The organism is Streptomyces sp. NPDC001868 (genome assembly GCF_040297125.1).
GTDB lineage: Bacteria > Actinomycetota > Actinomycetes > Streptomycetales > Streptomycetaceae > Streptomyces.
This window is the reverse complement of record NZ_JBEOYO010000039.1, coordinates 36,681-59,221: the sequence shown is the minus strand read 5'-3', so window position 1 is coordinate 59,221 and position 22,541 is coordinate 36,681. Positions and strand designations below refer to the sequence as shown.

Annotated in this window: 18 protein-coding genes; 15 read left to right on the top strand and 3 right to left on the bottom strand. The window is 71.6% G+C overall.

Annotated features, from left to right (window positions below; all coding sequences use genetic code 11):
- Positions 1-15 precede the first annotated feature (15 nt).
- Entirely contained in the window at positions 16-1,656 is a 1,641-nt protein-coding gene (locus ABT147_RS33560; protein WP_351413271.1) for a collagen-like domain-containing protein, read from the bottom strand.
- 267 nt (positions 1,657-1,923) lie between these two features.
- On the opposite strand from ABT147_RS33560, the gene ABT147_RS33555 reads away from it, so the two are divergent.
- From ABT147_RS33555 to obgE, 7 genes are all read left to right on the top strand, one after another.
- Positions 1,924-3,087: a glycosyltransferase gene (locus ABT147_RS33555; protein WP_351413269.1), complete on the top strand. Its 1,164-nt coding sequence runs from the start codon at positions 1,924-1,926 to the stop codon at positions 3,085-3,087.
- 89 nt (positions 3,088-3,176) lie between these two features.
- Entirely contained in the window at positions 3,177-4,430 is a 1,254-nt protein-coding gene (locus ABT147_RS33550) for a hypothetical protein (RefSeq protein ID WP_502983204.1), read from the top strand.
- Positions 4,431-4,478: 48 nt separating this feature from the next.
- Positions 4,479-5,348: a TIGR03936 family radical SAM-associated protein gene (locus tag ABT147_RS33545; RefSeq protein ID WP_351413264.1), complete on the top strand. Its 870-nt coding sequence runs from the start codon at positions 4,479-4,481 to the stop codon at positions 5,346-5,348.
- Positions 5,349-5,593: 245 nt separating this feature from the next.
- A complete protein-coding gene (locus tag ABT147_RS33540; RefSeq protein ID WP_351413262.1) occupies positions 5,594-9,748 on the top strand; it encodes an Rne/Rng family ribonuclease in 4,155 nt (1,384 codons plus the stop codon).
- A 281-nt stretch (positions 9,749-10,029) separates the two neighbouring features.
- The gene (gene rplU / locus ABT147_RS33535; protein ID WP_007381993.1) at positions 10,030-10,350 is read left to right on the top strand and encodes a 50S ribosomal protein L21; all 321 of its coding nucleotides are present in this window, start codon (positions 10,030-10,032) and stop codon (positions 10,348-10,350) included.
- Positions 10,351-10,364: 14 nt separating this feature from the next.
- Positions 10,365-10,619 carry a 50S ribosomal protein L27 gene (gene rpmA, locus ABT147_RS33530; RefSeq protein ID WP_351413260.1) on the top strand — a complete coding sequence of 85 codons (255 nt, stop codon included), beginning with the start codon at positions 10,365-10,367 and terminating at the stop codon, positions 10,617-10,619.
- Between the two features lie 197 nt (positions 10,620-10,816).
- Positions 10,817-12,253 carry a GTPase ObgE gene (gene obgE, locus ABT147_RS33525; protein ID WP_351413258.1) on the top strand — a complete coding sequence of 479 codons (1,437 nt, stop codon included), beginning with the start codon at positions 10,817-10,819 and terminating at the stop codon, positions 12,251-12,253.
- A gap of 195 nt (positions 12,254-12,448) precedes the next feature.
- Here the strand turns inward: obgE and ABT147_RS33520 are convergent, their stop codons facing one another.
- The gene (locus ABT147_RS33520) at positions 12,449-14,506 is read right to left on the bottom strand and encodes a CDP-glycerol glycerophosphotransferase family protein (protein ID WP_351413256.1); all 2,058 of its coding nucleotides are present in this window, start codon (positions 14,504-14,506) and stop codon (positions 12,449-12,451) included.
- Positions 14,507-14,862: 356 nt separating this feature from the next.
- On the opposite strand from ABT147_RS33520, the gene proB reads away from it, so the two are divergent.
- The 5 genes from proB (at position 14,863) to ABT147_RS33495 (ending at position 19,900) form a co-directional block, all read left to right on the top strand.
- Positions 14,863-15,990 carry a glutamate 5-kinase gene (proB, locus tag ABT147_RS33515; protein WP_351413254.1) on the top strand — a complete coding sequence of 376 codons (1,128 nt, stop codon included), beginning with the start codon at positions 14,863-14,865 and terminating at the stop codon, positions 15,988-15,990.
- A 173-nt stretch (positions 15,991-16,163) separates the two neighbouring features.
- Positions 16,164-16,631 carry a DUF8830 family protein gene (locus ABT147_RS33510; RefSeq protein ID WP_351413315.1) on the top strand — a complete coding sequence of 156 codons (468 nt, stop codon included), beginning with the start codon at positions 16,164-16,166 and terminating at the stop codon, positions 16,629-16,631.
- 85 nt (positions 16,632-16,716) lie between these two features.
- Positions 16,717-18,003, top strand: coding sequence for a glutamate-5-semialdehyde dehydrogenase (locus ABT147_RS33505; protein ID WP_351413251.1), 1,287 nt, complete (start codon positions 16,717-16,719; stop codon positions 18,001-18,003).
- A gap of 121 nt (positions 18,004-18,124) precedes the next feature.
- Positions 18,125-18,718 (top strand): SCO2584 family spore wall biosynthesis protein, encoded by a 594-nt coding sequence (locus ABT147_RS33500; protein WP_351413249.1) that lies wholly within the window; start codon positions 18,125-18,127, stop codon positions 18,716-18,718.
- A gap of 111 nt (positions 18,719-18,829) precedes the next feature.
- Positions 18,830-19,900: an SCO2583 family membrane protein gene (locus tag ABT147_RS33495; protein ID WP_351413247.1), complete on the top strand. Its 1,071-nt coding sequence runs from the start codon at positions 18,830-18,832 to the stop codon at positions 19,898-19,900.
- Between the two features lie 124 nt (positions 19,901-20,024).
- Here the strand turns inward: ABT147_RS33495 and ABT147_RS33490 are convergent, their stop codons facing one another.
- The gene (locus ABT147_RS33490) at positions 20,025-21,110 is read right to left on the bottom strand and encodes a M48 family metallopeptidase (protein ID WP_351413245.1); all 1,086 of its coding nucleotides are present in this window, start codon (positions 21,108-21,110) and stop codon (positions 20,025-20,027) included.
- A gap of 99 nt (positions 21,111-21,209) precedes the next feature.
- Between ABT147_RS33490 and ABT147_RS33485 the strand changes: the two genes are divergently transcribed.
- The 3 genes from ABT147_RS33485 (at position 21,210) to nadD (ending at position 22,526) form a co-directional block, all read left to right on the top strand.
- The gene (locus tag ABT147_RS33485; RefSeq protein WP_351413242.1) at positions 21,210-21,380 is read left to right on the top strand and encodes a hypothetical protein; all 171 of its coding nucleotides are present in this window, start codon (positions 21,210-21,212) and stop codon (positions 21,378-21,380) included.
- A gap of 236 nt (positions 21,381-21,616) precedes the next feature.
- A complete protein-coding gene (locus tag ABT147_RS33480; RefSeq protein ID WP_351413324.1) occupies positions 21,617-21,757 on the top strand; it encodes a hypothetical protein in 141 nt (46 codons plus the stop codon).
- Between the two features lie 58 nt (positions 21,758-21,815).
- Positions 21,816-22,526, top strand: a complete 711-nt coding sequence (gene nadD / locus ABT147_RS33475; RefSeq protein WP_351413241.1) for a nicotinate-nucleotide adenylyltransferase — start codon at positions 21,816-21,818, stop codon at positions 22,524-22,526.
- Positions 22,527-22,541 lie beyond the last annotated feature (15 nt).

Genomic DNA, 22,541 nt, shown 5'->3' with positions numbered 1-22,541 from the left:
ACCCCTTCTCCTGTGCTAGCGGCCGGTCACACGGGGGGTGACGATGGAGCCGCCGTTGACGATGTTGTCCGACGGCTGGAGCTCGACCCTGTACCAGGGCCGCGGGTTGCCCTGGGCGTCCTCGCAGTTCAGGGTGGCGTGAGGCTGCGTGTCGACCGGTACGCAGGTGGTCTCCCAGACCTGGCCCACGGTGGTGACGACGTTGAACTTGACGAGGCCCTTGTCGGTGCTCGCGTGGTCGCCCTTGTGCTGACCCTTGTCCTCGCCGTGGTCCTTGGAGGTGCCGGTGCCGGAGCTGGTTCCGGTGCTGTGGTCCTTGCCCGTGTCCGTACCGTGCTGCTGGCCGGAACTCTGGGAGTAGTCCTTGCCCGTGTCCTGGCCGGTGGTGCTGGTGCTCTGGGAGTAGTCCTTGCCCGTGTCCTGGCCGGTGGTGCTGGTGCTCTGGGAGTAGTCCTGGGCGTGGCCCTGGCTCTGGCTCTGACTTGCTTCCTGGGTCTGGGACTGGCCCTGGGACTGGCCTTGGCTGTGGCTCTGGCCCGTTCCCTGGGTCTGCCCTTGGCTGTGGCTCTGGCCCGTTGCCTGGGTGTGGCCCTGGCTCTGGTTCTGGCCGGTTGCCTGGGTGTGGCCCTGGCTCTGGTTCTGGCCGGTTGCCTGGGTGTGGCCCTGGGTGTGGTTCGTGCCCGTGTTCTGGCCGTGCTCCTTGCCCGTTTCCTTTTCCTTCTGCCCGTGTCCATAGCCGCCGCCGTGGGCGTGGGTGTTCACGGAGACGCCGCAGGCGAAGCCGACGTAGCGACCCTGTGAATCACGGCCACCGGCAGGGAAGTTGGGGTGGGTGGTGAGGTCGGTCCACAGGAACGGGTGAGGGCCCTTGCCCTGGAGGTCGCGGATGCCCGCGAAGACCCGTCCCTTGCTCAGTACGACCCGGAACTCACGCTTCTTCGAGTCCTGCACCGCGTCGATGTCGGAGCAGGGGCCGGCGGGTCCCGTGGCGCCCGGCGATCCCGTGTCTCCCTTGGCGCCCGTGTCTCCCTTGGCTCCGGTGGCGCCGGTGTCTCCCTTGGCTCCGGTGGCGCCGGTGTCTCCCTTGGCGCCGTCTGCTCCTGCGGGGCCTGCCGGGCCTTGGGGTCCTGCCGGGCCTTGGGGTCCGACCTCACCGGTGTCGCCCGCGGGGCCGACTTCACCCTGGGGGCCGACGGGGCCGACTTCCCCCTGGGGGCCGACAGGGCCGATGTCGCCCTGGGGGCCGGTGGGGCCTACGTCACCCTTGGGGCCGGTAGCACCCGTCGGGCCGGTCTTTCCCGGGGGGCCGACTGGACCGCCGGGACCCTCCTCGCAGTGGTCGTCGTTGCCACCGAGTGCCGAGGTGCGCTCCTGGTCTCCCTCGTCGTACCAGTCGGACGACGATCCGTCGTGGTCGGCCTGATGCTGTCCGTTGTCCTCGTGGTGCTGCTCGCCGTGCTCGTCGGCGGGAGGGCATTCGTCGTCGCCGGCCCTCGTCATGGTGGAGTGCTCGGACACGCTTCTCGTTGCCGCGGCGGCGGGGCCGGCCAGTCCGGCTGTCACAACCAGCGCGAGCGAGGCAAACGTGCTGACCCTGGTGATCCTGTCACGGGCCAGCGGGCCTATCAGCGAGATCGTCCTGCGCTCAGGACTCATCTATGTGCTCCTTGTTTCAACCGGTTTGGGGCTTTTCCCCTCACTCGATCGTGAGCCTCACCCCTGTCCACCGACCCGACCAGCGCGCTGGCCCGGACGGGGACGTAGATCATCAAGTCGGCCTAACCCGGTGTCACGGGTGGGCTAATTCGGCGCCGTCAGAAGGCGTTCGTGAGATATGAGGAGGTATGTCACGCAGCCGCTCCGGCAGCGTTCCAACTTCCCGGGACCGGTGACGCCGTGAAGCCGCAGACCCTCTGTCTCTGCATGATCGTCAAGAACGAGGCGCAGGTGATCGAGCGCTGTCTCGCCTCGGTCCGCCCGCTGATCGACACCTGGGTCATCTCCGACACCGGCTCGACGGACGGTACGCAGGACCTGATCCGCGAGGCGCTGGACGGCATCCCGGGCGAACTGCGCCAGGACACCTGGGTCGACTTCGGGCACAACCGGACGCGGAACATCCAACACGCCCGGGGAAAAGCCGACTTCCTGCTCACCGTCGACGCCGACCACGTACTGCGCCAGGACGCGCCGCTGCCCCGGCTGACAGCCACCTCGTACATGCTGCGCTACGACACCCCCGGCACCCAGCACCGCTTCAAGCATCTGATGCGGGGCGATCTGCTCTGGCGCTACGAAGGGGTCACCCACGAATACCCGTGCACCGACGCGCCCGATGTCCAGGAGAACCTGGACGCGATCGTCATCGAGGACCACGCCGACGGCGGCTGCCGCGGCGACAAGTTCGAACGCGACGCACGTCTGCTCCGGCGGGAACTCGCACGCGACCCCGCCAACCCCCGCACCGTCTTCTACCTGGCCAACACCGAACGCGACCTGGGACACGCCCGGGAGGCGATCGCCCTGTACGAGCGGCGTGCGGCGATGGGCGGCTGGGGCGAGGAGGTCTACTGCTCGCTGCTCGAAGCGGGGATCCTGCGGGCGGAGCGGGAGGGGGACTGGCCGGGAGCCATGGACACCTTCTCCCGGGCCTGGGAGGCGCGTCCCGGCAGGCTCGAAGCCTGTTACGAGTTGGCCTCCCGCCTGCGTATCCGGCGCCGTTTCCACATGGCGCACGCCCTCCTCGTCGAGGTCGTCGACAGGCCCGCACCGGACGATCTGCTCTTCACCAGGCCCTGGGTCTACCGGTGGGGCCTGCTGTTCGAGTTCTCCATCACCGCCCACTGGGTGGGTGACCACGCCGCCGCTCTGCGGGCCTGTGACCGTCTGCTGGCCATGCGGGACCTGCCCGAGCGCATCCGCCGCCAGGTCGAGATCAACCGGGAGTTCTCCGCACCGCACGCCTCCCGGCCGAACCTGTCCGCCGTGGTGCGCCGCCCCCAGGCGACTCGGTCCGGCAGGTCGGCCAAGGCCGTCAAGTCCGCCAAGGCGACCAAGTCCACCAGGGCTTCCGGGCGCAGACGGTAGCGGCCTCGGCAGAGCCCACGAGACCGCGAGGCCGTGATTTGCAGACGTGTGGATGGATCCGTACGGGCCGCTGCGGCGTCTATGTCGTCATGGACCTGGAGAAGAGGCCCGCTCCGCAGCCCGTCGCACCGTCTGCCGAGCCGATCGACGCACCGACTGCCCAGCCGCCGGCGGGGCACATGCCTGTGCGACAGCAGACACCTGAGGGCTGTCTCGCCGTCGCGATCCGGGTTCCCGTGCGGATCGTCGTGCTCGTGCTGGTCGTGCCGGTGCGGATGGTGTGGGACGTGCTCGTGGTGGTCGGGCGGTTCCTGAGGGACACCGTGCTGCGGCCGTTGGGGCGGGCGTCGCTGTGGGTCGGCAGGGCCGTCTTCGTGTGGCCGTGGGTGGCGTTGTGGCGGTACGTCGTCGTGCCGGTCGCCCAGGGGCTCGGGTGGCTCGGATACCGGCTGCTGGTCGTACCGGTGGTGTGGGTGTACCGGTACGCGCTGACACCCGTGGGGCACGCGATCGCCTGGGCGGCCACGGGGCTCTGGCGTGGAGTGGTGTGGATGGCCACCGGGGTGTGGGCCGGGATCGTCTGGGCCGCCCGTGGTGTGGGGGCCGGGCTCGGGTGGCTGTACCGGTGGACGTTGGCGCCGCTCGGGCGGGGCCTCGCCTGGCTGGCCAGGGGCGTCGGGGTCGGGCTCGCCGCCGTCGCCGTCGCGCTGTTCACGGCCGCGGCCTGGCTGGTGCGGTACCTCCTGGTCGTCCCTGCCGTATGGCTGTACCGGTATGTGCTGACGCCCGTGGGACACGCGATCGCGTGGGTGGCCCGGGGTGCCGTGTGGCTCGTACGGATGATCTTCACCGGACTCTGGCTCGGCATCTACTGGACCTCGCGCGTACTGCTCGTGCTGCCCGCGCTCGCCGTGTGGCGGTGGGTGCTGACCCCGGTCGGGCGGGCGCTCGCCGTCGTCGGGCGGGAGATCTGGGCCGCCCTCGGACACGCGTGGCGGGTGGCCGGGTGGATCTCGCTCGCCGTCGGACGGTTCCTGGCGAACCTCTTCCGGTGGCTCCTCGTCGAGCCGACGCGATGGGTGTACCGGACCGTCCTCACACCCGCCGGTCACCTCGTACGGGACGTCGTGTGGAAGCCGGCCGTGGAGGTCGCGCGCGCTGTGGGCCGTACCACCCGGCAGGCCCTCGCCACCGCCCGCGAGTCCGTCCGGCAGGCCCGCGCCGGTGTGCGGTCGGCGCTCTTCGGACAGCCGGCGGAGCCGCGGCCTGTCCACAGGCGGGAACCGGGGGCCGCCGAGGCACGTACTCTTGGTAGAAGTACGACCGCTCTCACGAAGGACTGAACGACACTGGGCAAGCGACAGCCCGAAGGCCCGCCGCCCGCACCCGCGGTGCAGCGCATCCGACTGCGTTACACCAAGCGCGGCCGCCTCCGGTTCACCAGCCACCGTGACTTCCAGCGCGCCTTCGAGCGTGCGTTGCGCCGTGCCGAGGTGCCGATGGCGTACTCGGCGGGGTTCACGCCGCATCCGAAGGTGTCGTACGCCAATGCCGCACCCACCGGCACGGGCAGTGAGGCGGAATATCTGGAGATCGCGCTCACCGACGCGCGCGATCCCGAGAAGCTCAGGATCCTGCTCGACGAGTCGCTGCCCACCGGGCTCGACATCGTCGACGCGGTCGAGGCCCGGACCTCCGGGCTCGCCGACCGGCTCACGGCCTCCGTGTGGGAGCTGCGCCTGGAGGGCGTGGACCCGGCGGACGCCGCGCGCGCGGTCGAGGCCTTCAAAGCGGCGGACCTCGTCGAGGTCCAGCGCAGGACCAAGAACGGCGTACGGACCTTCGACGCCAGGGCCGCTGTCGTCGATCTCGACAGCGGTGACGGACGGGACGCAAGCGACGGCCCCGCCGGTTCTGAGACGCCGAGTCCACAGCCCGCCGCGAGCGTCGGCTCCACTGGAGCGGCTGGCGCCGCGCCCCTTGCTGGGCCGACGGACCAGCCCTGTGCGATACTGCGGCTGGTTGTTCGGCACGTGACGCCTGCCGTACGACCCGACGACGTCCTGTCCGGTCTCCGCGCCGTGGCCGACCTGGCGCCGCCGGTCCCCGCAGCGGTGACCAGGCTGGCGCAGGGGCTTTTCGATGAAGAGACCGGCACGGTGACCGACCCGCTCGCGCCCGACCGCGAGGCAGCGCCGGCCCTCTCAACGGCCGAACCCGCTGCCGCCGCGAAGGCGTCGGCGCCGGTAGGCCCCGCGTAGGGACGAACGCCGTAGCGCCGCCCTCGTATCCGGGAGCCACCTGGGTCGGGCAGCGCACCGACCACAAGACTTTCGCCAGGCCGTACGCAACATGGCGTACGGAACCGGCGAGACAGGACACAGAAAGCTCCCGTGCGGCGCCCGCGCCCCGGACGGCGGCAGTCGCGTACGACGCGAGCCGCGGACGTCACCGGCCACGCCGGACCGGGTGCGGCGCCCGGGAGCCCGACGGGAGAAACGCCCGCATGCCCGAATCGATCGAACCCGCAGAGCCCGAGCAGGGCTCCGAGAACAACACACCGAGCGACACCCTGCCGCCGCGCCGTCGGCGCCGTGCCGCGTCCCGCCCCGCGGGACCGCCGTCCGCCGCCTCGGAAGAGGCCGCGGAGACCACCGCGCCGGCCATACCGGCCGCCGAGTCCGAGGACCTCGCGGCGGCTGCGGCCGCTGAAGAGACGGCCGTGGTGGACGAGGCCGCTGTGACGCCTGAGGCCGTCGTGGATGCCGAGGTGGACGAGGAAGCCGACGAGGCCGAGGCCGCCGAGGCACCGGCCGTCGCCGAGGAGGCCCCCGCCGGTCGTACGCGCCGTCGTGCGACCCGCCGCGCCTCCGCGCCCGCCGGTGCGCCCAAGGACACCGAGGCCGTCGAGGTCGTCGAGACCGTGGTGCCGGCCGCCGCCACCGCCGTGGCCGAGAGCACCGTCGATGCCCCCGAGGCGCCCGCCGTCGAGGAGGCCCCGCCCGCCGGTCGTACGCGTCGTCGTGCGACCCGCCGTGCTTCGGCCCCCACCGGCGCGCCCAAGGACGCCGGGGAGAGTGCCGCCGTGGCCGAGCCCGAGACCGTCGCCCCCGCCGAGGTTCCCGCCGCCGAGGCACCCGCCGCCGTCGAGGAGGCGGCGCCCGCCGGCCGTACGCGCCGTCGCGCAACGCGGCGGGTGTCCGCGCCCGCCGGTGAGCCGGTCGCCGAGGCCGTGGAGGCTCCGGCGGAGGCTGTGGAAGCCGCCCCCGTCGCCGTGCGGGAGCCCGCTCAGGAGCCCGTGGAGGAGGCCGTCGAGGAGGCCGCGCCGCGTCGTGCCCGTCGTCGGGCCACCCGTCGGGTGACCACGGCCGCCGGGGCGCCCGAGGGCGAGACCGTCGAGGCGGCCGAGTCCGTCGCCGCCGAGGCCACCGCGCCGCAGTCCGCGCGGACGGCCGTCACCGAGACCCCCGCCGCCGAGACCGCGCCCGCCCGGGCCGCCCAGGAGCCCGCCGCCGAGGCGGAGGACGCCGGGCCGCGCCGTGCCCGTCGTCGGACCGCGCGCAAGGCCGCCGTCGGCTTCTCGGCGCCCGCCGCGCCGGCCGCGGAGGACACGCCGTCGCGGCCGTCGCGACCCGCGGTGGCCGTGTTCCAGGCGCCGGTGTTCACCGAGCCGATGTTCCAGACCCCGGAGCGGGCCGCCGCACAGGCCGCCGCCGAGGCGGTCGCCGAGACCGTGGAGGTCGAGGAGCCCGCCGAGACCACCGACTTCGGCGGTTTCGCCGAGGAGGAGAACACTGGCGGGTCGCGCCGCCGCCGTCGCCGTCGGGGCGAGCCCGCCGAGCCCGAGCAGCCCGTGGCCGCCACCGTGGTGGCCGATGAGCCGGAGGAGCCCGAGGAGCCCGAGGAGGGCACCGAGGACGCCGCCGAGGGCGACGAGTACGGCGAGGAGGAGTCCACCGGGTCGCGGCGTCGCCGTCGCCGGGGTGGCCGCCGCCGTCGCCGGGGCGAGTCGGCCGACGACGCCGAGGGTGACGAGCTCGCCGCCGAGCAGGTCACGCAGGACGCCGAGGACACCGCCGAGCAGGTCGACGAGGACGCCGAGGACGAGGCCGACGAGCGCGAGGACTCCGGTTCGGGCTCCAGCAGCAGCCGTCGGCGCCGTCGCCGTCGTCGTCGCGCCGGCGACTCGGGCACCGAGGCCGAGGCGACGCCCGACGACCCCGAGCGCACGGTCGTCAAGGTCCGTGAGCCGCGCGAGCGGCGCGCCAAGGAGACCGAGTTCTCCGACGAGGTGCAGTCCATCAAGGGCTCGACCCGTCTGGAGGCCAAGAAGCAGCGCCGCAGGGAAGGCCGTGAGCAGGGCCGCCGTCGCGTCCCGATCATCACCGAGGCCGAGTTCCTCGCCCGCCGCGAGGCCGTCGAGCGGGTCATGGTCGTCCGCCAGAGCGGCGAGCGCACCCAGATCGGCGTCCTTGAGGACAACGTGCTCGTCGAGCACTACGTCAACAAGGAGCAGGCGACCTCGTACGTCGGCAACGTCTACCTCGGCAAGGTGCAGAACGTGCTGCCGTCGATGGAGGCCGCCTTCATCGACATCGGCAAGGGACGCAACGCCGTCCTGTACGCCGGTGAGGTCAACTTCGAGGCGCTGGGCATGGCCAACGGGCCGCGCCGCATCGAGTCCGCCCTCAAGTCAGGCCAGTCCGTGCTCGTCCAGGTCACCAAGGACCCGATCGGGCACAAGGGCGCGCGTCTGACCAGCCAGGTCTCCCTGCCCGGCCGTTACCTGGTCTACGTCCCCGAGGGGTCGATGACCGGGATCAGCCGCAAGCTGCCCGACACCGAGCGGGCCCGGCTGAAGACCATCCTCAAGAAGATCGTCCCCGAGGACGCTGGCGTCATCGTGCGCACCGCCGCCGAGGGTGCGAGCGAGGACGAGCTGCGCCGCGACGTCGAGCGACTGCAGGCGCAGTGGGAGGACATCCAGAAGAAGGCGAAGAACGGCGGCAGTTCGAACGCGCCGACGCTGCTGTACGGCGAGCCGGACATGACCGTCCGGGTCGTCCGCGACATCTTCAACGAGGACTTCTCCAAGGTCATCGTCAGCGGCGAGGAGGCGTGGGAGACCATCCACGGATACGTCTCGCACGTCGCGCCGGACCTGGCCGACCGGCTGCAGAAGTGGACCTCCGAGGTCGACGTCTTCGCGACGTACCGCATCGACGAGCAGCTGATGAAGGCGCTGGACCGCAAGGTGTGGCTGCCGAGCGGTGGTTCGCTGGTGATCGACAAGACCGAGGCCATGATCGTGGTCGACGTCAACACCGGTAAGTTCACCGGCCAGGGCGGCAACCTGGAGGAGACGGTCACCAGGAACAACCTGGAGGCGGCCGAGGAGATCGTGCGCCAGCTGCGGCTGCGCGACCTCGGCGGCATCGTCGTCATCGACTTCATCGACATGGTCCTGGAGTCCAACCGGGACCTGGTGCTGCGGCGCCTCCTGGAGTGCCTGGGACGCGACCGTACGAAGCACCAGGTCGCCGAGGTCACCTCGCTGGGCCTGGTCCAGATGACCCGTAAACGGGTCGGGCAGGGCCTGCTGGAGTCCTTCTCCGAGACCTGTGTCCACTGCAACGGGCGCGGCGTGATCGTGCACATGGACCAGCCGACCGCCACCGGCGGTGGCGGCAAGCGCCGCAAGCGCGGGCGCGGTGGCGCCGAGCACGACCACGAGCATGTGATCGAGGCCGCCGAGCCGGCGGAGTCGGCCGAGCTGGTCGAGGCGGAGGTGGCCGCCGAGGTCGCCGAGCCCGTGGCGCTGCCCTCTCCGGAGTACGAGCCCGACGAGGAGCTGTACAGCAGCGTCGCCGAGGCCGAGGCGGCGGTCGGGCGCGGCCGTTCGCGTCGCCGCGCGACCCGGCGGGCGTCCGCCCCCTCGGGTGCCCCGAAGTCCCGCGAGGCCGTGGCCGCCACCGTCTCCGAGGACCGTGCCCCGAAGTCGCGGGAGGCCGCCGAGGCGGAGCCCGTCGCGGTGGAGGACCCGGTCGTCGAGATGCCGGCCGCCGCGCCGAGCACCGAGGAGGCCGCGCCGAAGGGCCGTACGCGTCGCCGGGCGACCCGGAAGGTGTCCGCTCCGGCGGGCGCGCCGGCCGGGGCCGCTGCGGACGAGGCCGTGGTGACGGTGGCCGAGCCGGTCGCCGAGCCCGTGGTCGAGGAGGCCGCTGAGCCGGTCGCTGAGCCGGTCGCGCAGCCCGAGGCGGCTGCCGCCGCCGAGAGCGCGGCTCCGGCCCGTCCGCGTCGGCGTGCCGTGCGCAAGGCGACGGCGCCCACCGCGTCCGCCGAGGCGGCCGTGGTCGTGGTTCCGTCGGCTTCCGCCGAGGGCACGGCCGAGGCTCCGGTCGAGGAGGCCGCTCCGGCCGCCGACGTGACCGGGGAGACCGAGACCGGGACCGAGGCGCCCGCCAAGAAGACGGCGGCGCGCAAGACGGCCAAGAAGGCCACGGCGAAGAAGGCCGCCACGAAGAAGACGGCGGCGGCCAAGAAGACGGTCGCGAAGAAGGCCACGGCCAAGAAGACGGCGACGAAGAAGTCGGCCGCGAAGAAGACGGTGGCCGCCGAGCAGTCGTCGGCCACGGTCACCGCTTCGACCGACGAGAGCTGAGCCCCACCGGGCGGACGCTCGGTCCGCTCCAACTGGTGCCCCCGCCGGGTGGTTTCACCACCGGGTGGGGGCACCGGTGTGTGCGGGGGAGGGGCTCGGTTTGACCCCTTCGGGCGTAGCCCCGTAACCTTGACCGTCGGCGTGTCCGTAGGTATAGACGCGCCACATCCCCGTAAACCTCATTCCCTTCCGCGCGCGCCGGGCGCCGTGGGAGAGGCCGCTCGCGTGTCGGGCGGCTGGACTGCGGGGGTGCCGTTCCCGAGCGAGAGAGTGAGATCCGCGTGTACGCCATCGTGCGCAGCGGTGGCCGCCAGCACAAGGTTGCTGTCGGTGACATCGTTGAGGTTGACAAGATTTCCACTGCCAAGGTTGGCGACACGGTCGAGCTCTCGACCCTGCTCGTTGTCGACGGCGACGCTGTGACCAGCGACCCGTGGGTGCTGGCCGGCATCAAGGTCCAGGCCGAGGTCGTGGACCACCACAAGGGTGTGAAGATCGACATCCTTCGCTACAAGAACAAGACCGGCTACCGCCGTCGTCAGGGCCACCGCCAGCAGTACACGGCGATCAAGGTCACTGAGATCCCCGCGGCTGCGAAGTAAGGGACTGAGGAGACATGGCACACAAGAAGGGCGCATCGTCCACCCGGAACGGTCGCGACTCCAACGCTCAGCGGCTCGGCGTGAAGCGCTTCGGCGGTCAGCTCGTCAACGCCGGTGAGATCCTGGTCCGCCAGCGCGGCACGCACTTCCACCCGGGCTCGGGTGTCGGCCGCGGCAAGGACGACACGCTGTTCGCGCTGAACGCCGGTGCGGTCGAGTTCGGCACCAGCCGTGGTCGCAAGGTCGTCAACATCGTTCCGGCCGCCTGAGTCTGCTGACTCGCCCGGTCTCACGACCAAGGCTTCCGTAGAGCGATTCGTCGAGGCGGACCTCACTTCTCGTACGGGATTCCGTACGGGAAGCGGGTCCGCCTTTGACGTGTTACAGGTAAGAGATTCCCGAACATCACGCACAGCGCGTATACGGCTTACGGCTTGTATGGAGCGCGTATCTGGAGGCACCCACCATGACCACCTTCGTGGACCGCGTCGAGCTGCATGTCGCCGCGGGTAACGGAGGCCACGGCTGTGCCTCCGTCCACCGGGAGAAGTTCAAGCCGCTCGGCGGCCCCGACGGCGGCAACGGCGGCCGGGGCGGCGACGTCATCCTGACCGTCGACCAGTCCGTGACGACTCTCCTCGACTACCACCACTCCCCGCACCGCAAGGCCACCAACGGCAAGCCCGGCGAGGGTGGCAACCGCTCGGGCAAGGACGGGCAGGACCTGGTCCTGCCCGTGCCGGACGGCACCGTGGTGCTGGACCGGCAGGGCAACGTCCTCGCGGACCTCGTCGGCCACGGCACCTCCTTCGTCGCCGCACAGGGCGGCCGGGGCGGCCTCGGCAACGCGGCCCTCGCCTCCGCCCGCCGCAAGGCGCCCGGCTTCGCGCTGCTCGGCGTGCCCGGGGACATGGGCGACATCGTCCTGGAGCTCAAGACCGTCGCCGACGTGGCGCTGGTCGGCTACCCGAGCGCGGGCAAGTCCTCGCTGATCTCGGTACTGAGCGCCGCCAAGCCGAAGATCGCCGACTACCCGTTCACGACCCTCGTGCCGAACCTGGGCGTGGTGACGGCCGGCGACACGGTCTACACGATCGCCGACGTCCCGGGCCTCATCCCGGGCGCCAGCCAGGGCAAGGGCCTCGGCCTTGAGTTCCTGCGCCACGTCGAGCGCTGCAGCGTCCTCGTCCACGTCCTCGACACGGCGACGCTGGAGTCGGACCGCGACCCCGTCTCCGACCTCGACATCATCGAGGAGGAGCTGGCGCAGTACGGCGGGCTCGACAAGCGGCCCCGGATGGTCGTCCTCAACAAGATCGACGTGCCCGACGGCAAGGACCTCGCCGAGATGGTGCGGCCGGACCTGGAGGCCCGTGGCTACCGGGTCTTCGAGGTGTCCGCCGTCGCCCACACGGGGCTGAAGGAGCTGTCCTTCGCGCTCGCCGACCTCGTCGGCGGGGCGCGTGCCGCCAAGCCGAAGGAGGAGGCGACGCGGATCGTCATCCGGCCCAAGGCCGTCGACGACGCGGGCTTCACGGTCGTGCGCGAGGAGGACGGACTCTTCCGCGTCCGGGGCGAGAAGCCCGAGCGCTGGGTCCGCCAGACCGACTTCAGCAACGACGAGGCCGTGGGCTACCTCGCCGACCGCCTCAACCGCCTCGGCGTCGAGGAGGAGCTGATGAAGGCGGGCGCCCGCTCCGGCGACGGCGTCGCCATCGGCCCCGAGGACAACGCGGTCGTCTTCGACTGGGAGCCGACCGTCATGGCCGGCGCGGAGATGCTCGGCCGCCGCGGCGAGGACCACCGCTTCGAGGAGCCCCGCCCGGCCGTCCAGCGCCGCCGCGACCGCCAGGCGGAGCGGGACGAGATCCAGAAGGAGTACGACGACTTCGAGCCGTTCTAGGGGTTCCCTGGGCGCCCGGGGCTGGTGCCGGCCGGGGCGGAGGCCCCGTCAGGGGCGCGGGGAACTGCGCGATCAGCCACGACGCACCCGCAGCCGCCGCACGACCGCACCCCCCGAGCTATCAGGCGTCGCACTTCACACCTGAACAACAAGAAGGGGCCCCGGGAACATCCCCGGGGCCCCTTCGGCTGCTCCCTAGCGGAGCGCCTCGCTGGGCTCCCCCTCGGTGAGCTCGTCCCCCGCCTCCCGAGGCGACGGCATCTCGTCGACGAGCCGGGACCCCATCCGCACCCGACGCTCGTCGGCCTCGGCGCACAGCGCCTTCACCGCGAGGTCGAAGCGGACGAGCGACGGCGGGTCGGAGGGACCGAGCAACTGCTCCTTGAGATCGGCGCGAGCCTTGGTGAACTGGTCCTTCTCGGGGTGGCGGACCGAGTCGAGAAGGTCCGGTACACCGCCCGCCTTCGGCGTCAGGACGACACCCGCGGAGACCGTCGGGAAGGCCGCCCGGAACGCCGCCTCCGGCAGTCCGGACGTATTGGCGACCGAGTACGGCTTCTCGCTGGACAGCCAGTCCGAGACCACCGACGAGACATCGCTGATCAGCAGGTCCGACACATTGAAGCAGGCGAAGATCGCGGGCCGCGCCTCGGTGACGATCAGGTGCTCCCACTCCGGGAACGACGCCCAGTACGCCTTCTCCCAGGCCAGCGTCGCCTCGGCGATCGCCGCCTCACGGTCCCCGCTGGGCGTGCCCTGCAGCAGCATCCGCTCCATCTCGTCCGCGCTGGCACGGAAGGAGGTCGAGGTGAGCTTGTCCAACTCGGCCGTACGGCGCGCGAGTTCGGCCGCCGCCTCGGCGCCCGGCCGCGCGCCCGAGCGCTTGGTGTTGGCCTCGCGGATCATCGCCTTGATGCGCTCGTTCGCGGCGCCCGCGCGCGGGTCGACCGAGCCGGTCATCGGGTGCGGCTTGTAGAGCAGCCGGACCTTGTCGTCGGCGAGGAGCTGCCGGACGATGTTCTCGCCGGCCAGGACCACCGACGTGTTGCCGGGGTTGCCGTCCCAGCCTTCCCAGGTGGGGGCGTAGAGGACGGTCGTGTACGTGCCGGTCGGCGGGCCCGCGTACGGGCGGATCGGCGCCAGCTGCGGACGGCCGACCTCGACGATGTCCTTGTCCTCGACGCCGACGTCGGCGAGCGCGTACCGCTCGCGCGCCGCGGGACCGGCGACCCACACCTCGTCGTACGCCTTCGCGTACGGGTTGCAGGAGGACAGCTTGTCGCTCTCGCCGTGGTTGATGAAGGCGTGCTTGATCGTGGGGATGCGCAGCACCTGGGAGGTCTTCGCGGCGTTGGCCGGGTGCAGCATCATCTTCAGCGTCGAGGTCTCCAGGGAGAACATCGTCGAGACCTTCGGGAAGCAGATGACCGGCACGTCCGTCGCGTCGATCTTCTGGACCATGAAACGCTCACGCAGCACGATCAGCGGCTTCTCCAGCCGGGCGAGCGTGGAGAGCCACATGTTGGCCTGGTACGCCGACGTCGTACCGCCGGAGAAGTACATCGCGGTGGTCGGCCGGTAGTCGGCCAGCCACTTGTCCAGCCACTCCATGACCTGCTGCTCGCTCCTGGCGCGCTTCTTCGGCAGCAGCCAGGTCGCCAGGTACGCGGTACCGGCGACGAGCAGGGTGAGGGAGGCACCGAGGCCGAGGCCGCCCCAGGTGGCGTCCTGGGTGGCCGCGGTGAGGACCAGGCCGGCCGTGATCGGCAGGGAGAAGGTCAGCAGCCGGTGGGCCTGGCGGCGGGCCAGGATGCGCGGCGGGGCGGCGGTCAGCCGCAGCTCGGAGGCGTCGATGTTACGGGTGACGATCGGCAGCGTCCGGGTGCGGCGGACCAGTACCGAGACGGCCTGACAGGTGAAGTGCACTCCGTAGAAGACGAGGAGGCCGACCACGAGCGGGGCCTGCTCGCTCAACGGCAGGCCGTCGATGCGCAGCAGCCCCACCAGGAGCAGCATGTCGCGCATCAGCTGGCGGACCAGCGCGTCGAAGCGGACCTTGCCCAGGGGTGCGAGCAGCCCGGGATCCCGGTACTGGAGATACGTGTCCAGGGCGAGGCCCGCCGCGCCGGCGGCGACGAACAGGGGGATGTTCGGCAGCAGCGCGGAGACGATCTGGGCCGTGAAGAGCGCGAACATCGCGAGCAGCGCTGACAGCTGCGCGATGCGGCGGGGTGCGAGGCCTGCGGAGGGCACGGGCTGGGCTCCTGCGGAGGGTGCGACGACGGAGGGGGGAGGGTGAGTCCGGGGGCGGCCTGAGGCAGGCCGATCCCTGACCGTATGACCTAGGGAGGCCGGGGAGCAATCTTCGGTGGGAACAATCACCGGAAGCCGGGCATAACGCAGGGAACCTTGAGGGAACCTTGAGGGGTGTCTCGGCATCTCCTCATAAAGGGCTCAGAGACGGAGGGCCACGGTCCGCCCCGGGAGCGGGGCGGTCCCCGTCGGGATCCGGTGCCGTCCGCCCCTCGAAATGAGGACGCGGCCGGTCCACGCGCTCCCGTAGATTGCGGAGTACACAGACCGGGCTGTTCGGAGCATTGGGGATAGGCGTGTCAGCGGCAAGGCAGGGCGTGGCGGAAGCGCACCGGATCGTCGTCAAGGTGGGCTCCTCGTCGCTGACGACCGCGTCCGGGGGCCTCGACGCGGACCGGGTGGACGCCCTGGTGGACGTCCTCGCCAAGGCCCGCAGCGGGGGCGAGCGGGAGGTCGTGCTGGTCTCGTCCGGCGCCATCGCCGCCGGACTCGCGCCGCTGGGCCTGCGCCGCCGTCCCAAGGACCTCGCCCGGCAGCAGGCCGCCGCCAGCGTCGGCCAGGGCCTGCTGGTGGCCCGCTACACGGCCTCCTGCGCCCGGTACGGCATCCGCGTCGGCCAGGTGCTCCTGACCTCCGACGACATGAGCCGCCGCGCCCACCACCGCAACGCCTCCCGCACCCTGGACAAGCTCCTCGCTATGGGCGCCCTGCCGGTGGTCAACGAGAACGACACCGTCGCCACGGACGAGATCCGCTTCGGCGACAACGACCGCCTCGCCGCCCTCGTCGCCCACCTCGTACGGGCGGATCTGCTGGTCCTGCTGTCGGACGTGGACGGTGTGTACGACGGGGACCCCGGCAAGCCCGGCACCTCGCGGATCGCGGAGGTGCGCGGTCCCGCCGACCTCGCGCACGTGGAGATCGGCAGCGCCGGCAAGGCGGGCGTGGGCACCGGCGGCATGGTGACCAAGGTCGAGGCGGCCTCGATCGCCACCGGAGCGGGCATCCCCGTGGTCCTGACCAGCGCCGTCCACGCGGCCGACGCGCTCGGCGGCCGTGACACGGGCACCTACTTCCACCCCACCGGCAAGCGGTCCGCCGACCGGCTGCTGTGGCTCCAGCACGCCTCCACCCCGCAGGGCGCGCTCACCCTCGACGACGGGGCCGTACGCGCGGTCGTCGAGCGCCGCACCTCGCTGCTGCCGGCCGGGATCGCGGCCGTCGAGGGCGATTTCACCGCCGGCGACCCCGTGGAACTGCGCGACGGCACGGGCCGGGCGGTCGCACGCGGACTGGTGAACTTCGACGCCAAGGAGATCCCCCAGCTGATCGGCCGCTCGACCCGGGAACTGGCGCGCGAGCTGGGTCCCGCGTACGAACGAGAGGTCGTACACAGGGACGACCTCGTCCTCCTGCGCCCCTGACCAGCGGCCCCGGAGAGGGGGTGGAGCGCGTGCCCCGGCGGTGCGCGTTCCGTAAAACCGCCACGCGAAGCCCCTGAGCCTGCTCAACTTTGTCCCAGGGAGATTCCGCACGACCCATTGCACGACCTATTGCCAGGCACGACATCGTTGCGAAGGAGGCCGTCGTGAGACGAGTGCGCCCCGGGGCCGCGGCGTCCCGTGGTGGTGGTACCTCCCGTGCGGCCGGCGAGGAGCGGACGCTCACCAGCGTCGCCGCCTCGGACACGTACGAGGGCGAGAGCGCCGAGAAGCCGCAGGACCTGCCCCGGCTCTGGCATGTCACGCTCAGCGTGTCCGGGCCCGAGGCCCCCCTCAAGGAGGTGCGGCGCGGCCTGGAACAGCTCGCCCACGACCACCCTTTTCTGCTGACCAGCCGCTATGCCAACGACCACGCCGAGATCCGCTACTGGGAGGAGGCCCGCGACCTCCACGACGCGGCCGCCGTCGCCCTGCGCCTGTGGGGCGAGCACCGCCGCACGGCCGGGCTGCCGCCCTGGGAGATCGTCGGCCTGGAGGTCATCGACCGCCAGACGTACCACCTGCGCATCGCCGAGGGCTTCGGCCCGCCCCCGGCCACGTCCGTCGGCGTCCATCCCTTCTGACCGTCCCGCGGGCGGCCCCGCAGAGCGCGTCTCGCGCTGTGGAACAGCCGATGAACGCCTCCGCCGGGCGCACTACCCTTTTCCCATGACCTCGCTCTCGCCGTACGACTCCATGACGCCGGTCACCCGGGCCGCCTACCGTGCCAAGGCCGCCGCCGCCGACCTCGCGCCGCTCCCGCGCGCCGACAAGGACGACGCGCTGCTCGCCATCGCGGACGCGCTGGAGGTCCGTACGAGCGAAGTCGTCGAGGCCAACGCCAAGGACATCGAGCGGGCGCGGGAGGCCGGCACCAGCGAGGCGATCATCGACCGGCTGACGCTGACCCCGGAGCGGGTCCGCGCCATCGCCGCCGACGTCCGTGACGTGGCCGCCCTGCCCGACCCGGTCGGCGAGGTCGTCCGCGGCTCCACCCTCCCGAACGGCATCGACCTGCGCCAGGTCCGTGTCCCGCTCGGCGTGGTCGGCATCATCTACGAGGCCCGCCCGAACGTGACCGTGGACGCCGCCGCCCTCTGCCTGAAGTCCGGCAACGCGGTCCTGCTGCGCGGCTCGTCCTCCGCCTACGAGTCCAACGCCGCCCTCGTACGGGTCCTGCGGGACGCCGTCGGCGGCGCGGGCCTGCCCGCCGACGCCGTCCAGCTCGTCCCCGGCGAGAGCCGCGAGTCCGTGCGCGAGCTGATGCGCGCCCGCGGCCTGGTCGACGTGCTCATCCCGCGCGGCGGCGCCTCCCTGATCCGCACGGTCGTCGAGGAGTCCACCGTCCCGGTGATCGAGACCGGCACGGGCAACTGCCATGTCTACGTCGACGCCCAGGCCGACCTCGACATGGCGATCGAGATCCTGATCAACTCCAAGGCCCACCGGGTCAGCGTCTGCAACGCCGCCGAGACCCTCCTCGTCCACCAGGACATCGCCCCCGAGTTCCTGCCCCGCGCCCTCGACGCGCTCGCCGACGCCGGGGTCACGGTCCACGCCGACGAACGTGTGCTCGCGTTCGCCAAGGAGAGCCGGGCCACGGTCGTGGAGGCCACCACGGACGACTGGGAGGCCGAGTACCTGTCGTACGACATCGCCGCCGCCGTCGTCGACTCGCTCGACCGGGCCGTGGAGCACATCCGGCTGTGGAGCTCCGGTCACACCGAGGCGATCGTGACGACCTCCCAGCAGGCCGCCCGCCGTTTCACCCAGCTGGTCGACTCCACGACGGTCGCCGTCAACGCCTCGACCCGCTTCACCGACGGCGGTCAGTTCGGCTTCGGCGCCGAGATCGGCATCTCCACCCAGAAGCTCCACGCCCGGGGCCCGATGGGTCTGCCCGAGCTGACCAGCACGAAGTACATCGTCACGGGCGACGGACACGTCCGCCGCTAACCGGGCGCGGGGCGTGTGGGGTGCCGGGCGGTTTCTGTGAACAGCCTGGCACCCAGCTGGCAAAACGGATGAATTTCCTTACCGTCTGCCCAAATTGACCACCCCGGTCTACTCTGGATCCGTGCCGGAGGACGTGGGGGGCACGCCGTTCCCTGACGGCTGGGAGCCCGACGACGACCGCGACCGCGGGGGTATGGACGAAGAGTTCGCCTCCGTGGTCTTCGACGAGGACTTCGTACGGGCGGCCGTGGTCCACGAGCCGACCGCGGTCGAACGTCTGCTCGCAGCCGCGGAGGCCCGCGCCGCGGCCCAGGAGGCCGAGGCCCGCCGGGCGCACTCCAGAGGCGCCCGCGGCGACGACGACCGCTACGACGACGGCTTCGGCCCCGATTTCGGCCACGGCCGAGACGACGAGCTGGACGACCTCGACGACTCCGAGATCCTTCAGGGCCGCTACGGCGCCGACGGGGCCTACGGTCCGTACGGCAAGCAGACCCGCTGGCACCGGCCCGTCGCCTGGATCCTCGCCCTCGTGATGGGCATCGGCATGGTCGCACTGGCCTTCACCGCGGTCTACCGGGGCGCCTCCTCGGGCCGTGGCGAGGTCCCGCCGCCGCCCGCCACCACCGGCGTCGGACAGGGCACCCCGACCGGGCCCTCCGCCTCCGCGGACTTCTCCCAGCCGGCGGTGTCGGCGGACCCCCGCACGCCCTGAGGCGGCCTCGCACGGGCCCTGGCGAGCGGTTCGCGGACCTGGTGAGGACCTGTCAGAACTTGACGTGTACCGGCGCGTTTATCGAGGCCTCGGAAGACCTACTCTCCATGTATGGGCGGGCCTGGAAACCCACCTGAGGGGAGTCCCGAGGGCGCCCCCGGCGGTGGAGAGGACGAATACCGATCCGTCGTCTTCGACGAATCGTTCGTCCGTGCTGCCCGCCTCCAGGAGTTCTCCGCCCACGAGCGCCTCTCCGACCACGCCCCGGCCGTCCGCCGCCGCCCGCCCCTGCGCCGCGGCCTCTCCCGGCAGGCCCTGGTCCTCGTCCTGCTGGTCGCCCTCGCCTTCGGCACCGCGATCTACATGGGCGTCCGCCACCCGTACGACACCCCGGCCGCGAAGCCCACCGAACCGCTGCGGATGACGGTGATCCCGCTGTCCCCGCAGGCCGCGGTGCCCGGCGCCGTAGAGCCGGAGACGCTGTACGCGCACAGCCCGGCCGCCCAGTTCCGGATCGGCGCCGAGGGCATCACCATGCCGGCCACCCGGCGTACCGAGCACTTCACCGACAGTCAGGTCGTCTCCGCGCTGGCCATCGCCAAGGAGTACTTGGTCGCCTCCGCGCTCGACCCCGAGGTGCTCGGCGGCGCCACCGTCCAGCCCGTACGGCGGCTGCTCGACTCGGAGCAGCTCGACCAGTTCGAGCAGAGTTTCGACCGCCCGGCGGCCGACGGGCGGCACGCCCCCACCGGCTGGCTGGTCCGCTTCGACCCGTCCCGCGCGGAACTCGCCGACCGCAAGGTGCGTGTCCAGGGCACCCTCCAGGCGGCCGAGTTCGACTCCGGAACCCTGGAGGTCGTCGCCGCCCACACCTTCGTGTACGCGCTGCGGCCGGCGGGCGGCGAGGCGGGGGCGGAGGCCTCGCTGTTCACGGTCCGGCGCGAGCTGCACTTCCGCTTCGACCAGGACGACCTGCGCACCCACCAGGTGGAGGTCGTCGTCTCCTACGTCCAGGCCGGGCCGCTGGCCTGCTCCGACGACGCCACGAACCATCTGCGGCCGCTGCTTGCCGGGCAGACGGCCAAGGCGGGCGGGCCGTCCGCCGGCACGGACCCGTACGGCACGGGCGCCGCGACGGCCCTGTGCGGCACCTTGGCGGAGAGTGCGCAGCCGAAGGTGTGAGGGCGGGCCGGGTCGTTCTTCGGCCGCGGGTGAGTGGGGCTTCTCGCGCAGTTCCCCGCGCCCCTGAAAAGGCAGCGGCGCGGGGAACTGCGCGACCAGCCCCCACCCACCCGCACCCGACGTCCTACGCGTCGTCGCGGGGCGGGTCCTCCTGGGCGGTGGCCGTGCCGCCGCCTCCTCCTCCGAAGCCCCGCCGGACCCGGCCGCCGAGGTCGCCTGCGCCGCCCGCGATGTCCGTGACCAGCTTCATCAGCGGGTCCTTGGAGTTCTTGACGGTGCTGGAGTAGTGCGAGGCCGACTCGCGGAAGGAGTCGGTCACCGAGGTGTCCTTGTCCTCGCTGCGCCGCGGGTAGTGCCCGTCCATGATCCGCTGGAAGTCGCGGGACTCGGCCCACTTCTTCAGCTCCGCCGCGCGCACGGTGGTGAAGGGGTGCGAGCGGGGCAGCACGTTGAGGATCTTGAGGACGGAGTCGCGCAGGTCGCCCCCTGCCTCGTACTCCTCGGCCTGCGCGAGGAACGCGTCCACGTTCATCTCGTGCAGGTGATTGCCACCCGCGATCTTCATCAGACCGCGCATCGACGCCTGGACGTCCTGGCCGACCAGCAGACCCGCACGGTCGGCGGACAGCTCCGACTTGCGGAACCACTCACGCAGCGCGGTCACGATCGCCATGATCGCGAGGTTCCCCAGCGGGATCCAGGCGATCTTCAGGGCGAGGCTCGTCAGGAAGAGCAGTATCGTCCGGTACACCGAGTGGCCGGAGAGCGCGTGGCCCACCTCGTGCCCGATGACCGCCCGCATCTCCTCCTCGTCGAGCAGCTCGACGAGCCCGGTGGTGACGACGATGATCGGCTCGTCCAGACCGATGCACATCGCGTTCGGCTGCGGGTCCTGGTTCACGTACATCGGCGGGACCTTCTCCAGGTCCAGGATGTAACACGCGTCCCGCAGCATGGTGTTGAGGTGGGCGAACTGCTGGTCCGAGACCCGTACGGAGTCGGACAGGAACAGCAGCCTGAGGCTGCGTTCCGGCAGCAGACCGCTGAGTGCCTTGAACACCGTGTCGAAGCCGCTGAGCTTGCGCAGCGCCACCAGCGCCGAGCGGTCCGCGGGGTGTTCGTACGCCCGGGAGGAGATCCCCTCGAAGCGCCTGCGCTGCCTGCTCGGCACGTTCTCGTGCCCGTTCTGCTCGTGGCTGTCGTCCGGCATGTTTCCCCCATGCTCTGTTTTGCCCATGTTGCCCCCGAAGCGGGGTCCAGCCTAGGCGGAGTTACCGTGGCAGGGCATCAACCGTAAGGAGCGATCTCCATGGGACATCTCCCGCACCTGCCGGCATCCGCCTGGCTCACCGAGGCCGCGGACACCGCCGCGAAGGAACAGGGAGCGGGCAACCTGCTGCGTGTGGTGCTGATCGTGATGGTCCTGGGCTCCGTCCTCATGGCGTGGTTCCTGCTACGGGGATACAAGCGGGACGAATGACGCCCGCCGACGGGAAGGACGCCCGGCACGCGCGAACGGTTGTCTCGTACGGGAAGCGACGGGAAGTACGCGTGTCTCGTGAGGGAAGTACGCGGCCGGCGGTGCCCGCGTTCACCGCTGGGCGGAGTCGACGTGAGCGCGGTCGAGGCTCCCGCATACGATGGGCGGGTCTTTATCCCGATCCCACACCCGGATAGGTCACGCCGACGATGAGCTTCCACAGCACAGCTGCCGACTTGGTCACTTTCGCCGCCGAGGGCGGCGGGGAGCACAGCGGCAACCACGAGAGCCTGAGCCCCTACCTGACCGGCGGCGGAGCCTTCTTCGCCCTGATGCTGCTGCTGTGGATCACCACTCGCTTCAACCGCGATCGCTAATCCGCGCAAAAGGACGTTCGAACGGTGCGCGTCGGCCGGGCCGGTAGGCTCTCCACGCATGGGAGAGCAGGAAATGCCTACCGGTCCGGAGCACGACAAGGCGGCGGACCAGGCACACGACACCACGGACGGCCGGGCCGACAGCGCCTCCGGCGCACCGGGAAACCGCCCGTCGGCGCCCGGTCGGCGCCGTCTCGGCGTCATGGGCGGGACGTTCGACCCGATCCACCACGGACACCTCGTGGCGGCCCAGGAGGTCGCCGCGCAGTTCGGTCTCGACGAGGTCGTGTTCGTACCGACCGGCCAGCCCTGGCAGAAGTCCCACCGCTCGGTCTCGGCGGCCGAGGACCGCTATCTGATGACGGTCATCGCGACGGCCGAGAACCCCCACTTCTCCGTGAGCCGCATCGACATCGACCGCAAGGGCCTCACCTACACCATCGACACCCTGCGCGAACTGCACGAGCTCAACCCCGAGTCGGACCTCTTCTTCATCACCGGCGCCGACGCGCTCGGCCAGATCCTCACCTGGCGCGACGCCGAGGAACTCTTCTCCCTCGCGCACTTCATCGGGGTCACCCGTCCGGGTCACACCCTGGCCGACCCGGGCCTGCCCGCGGGCGGGGTCTCCCTGGTCGAGGTCCCCGCGCTCGCCATCTCCTCCACGGACTGCCGTGCGAGAGTCGGCAAGGGCGATCCCGTCTGGTACCTGGTGCCGGACGGCGTGGTGCGCTACATCGACAAGCGGCAGCTGTACCGCGGCGAGTGAGCCGAGAGGGGCACC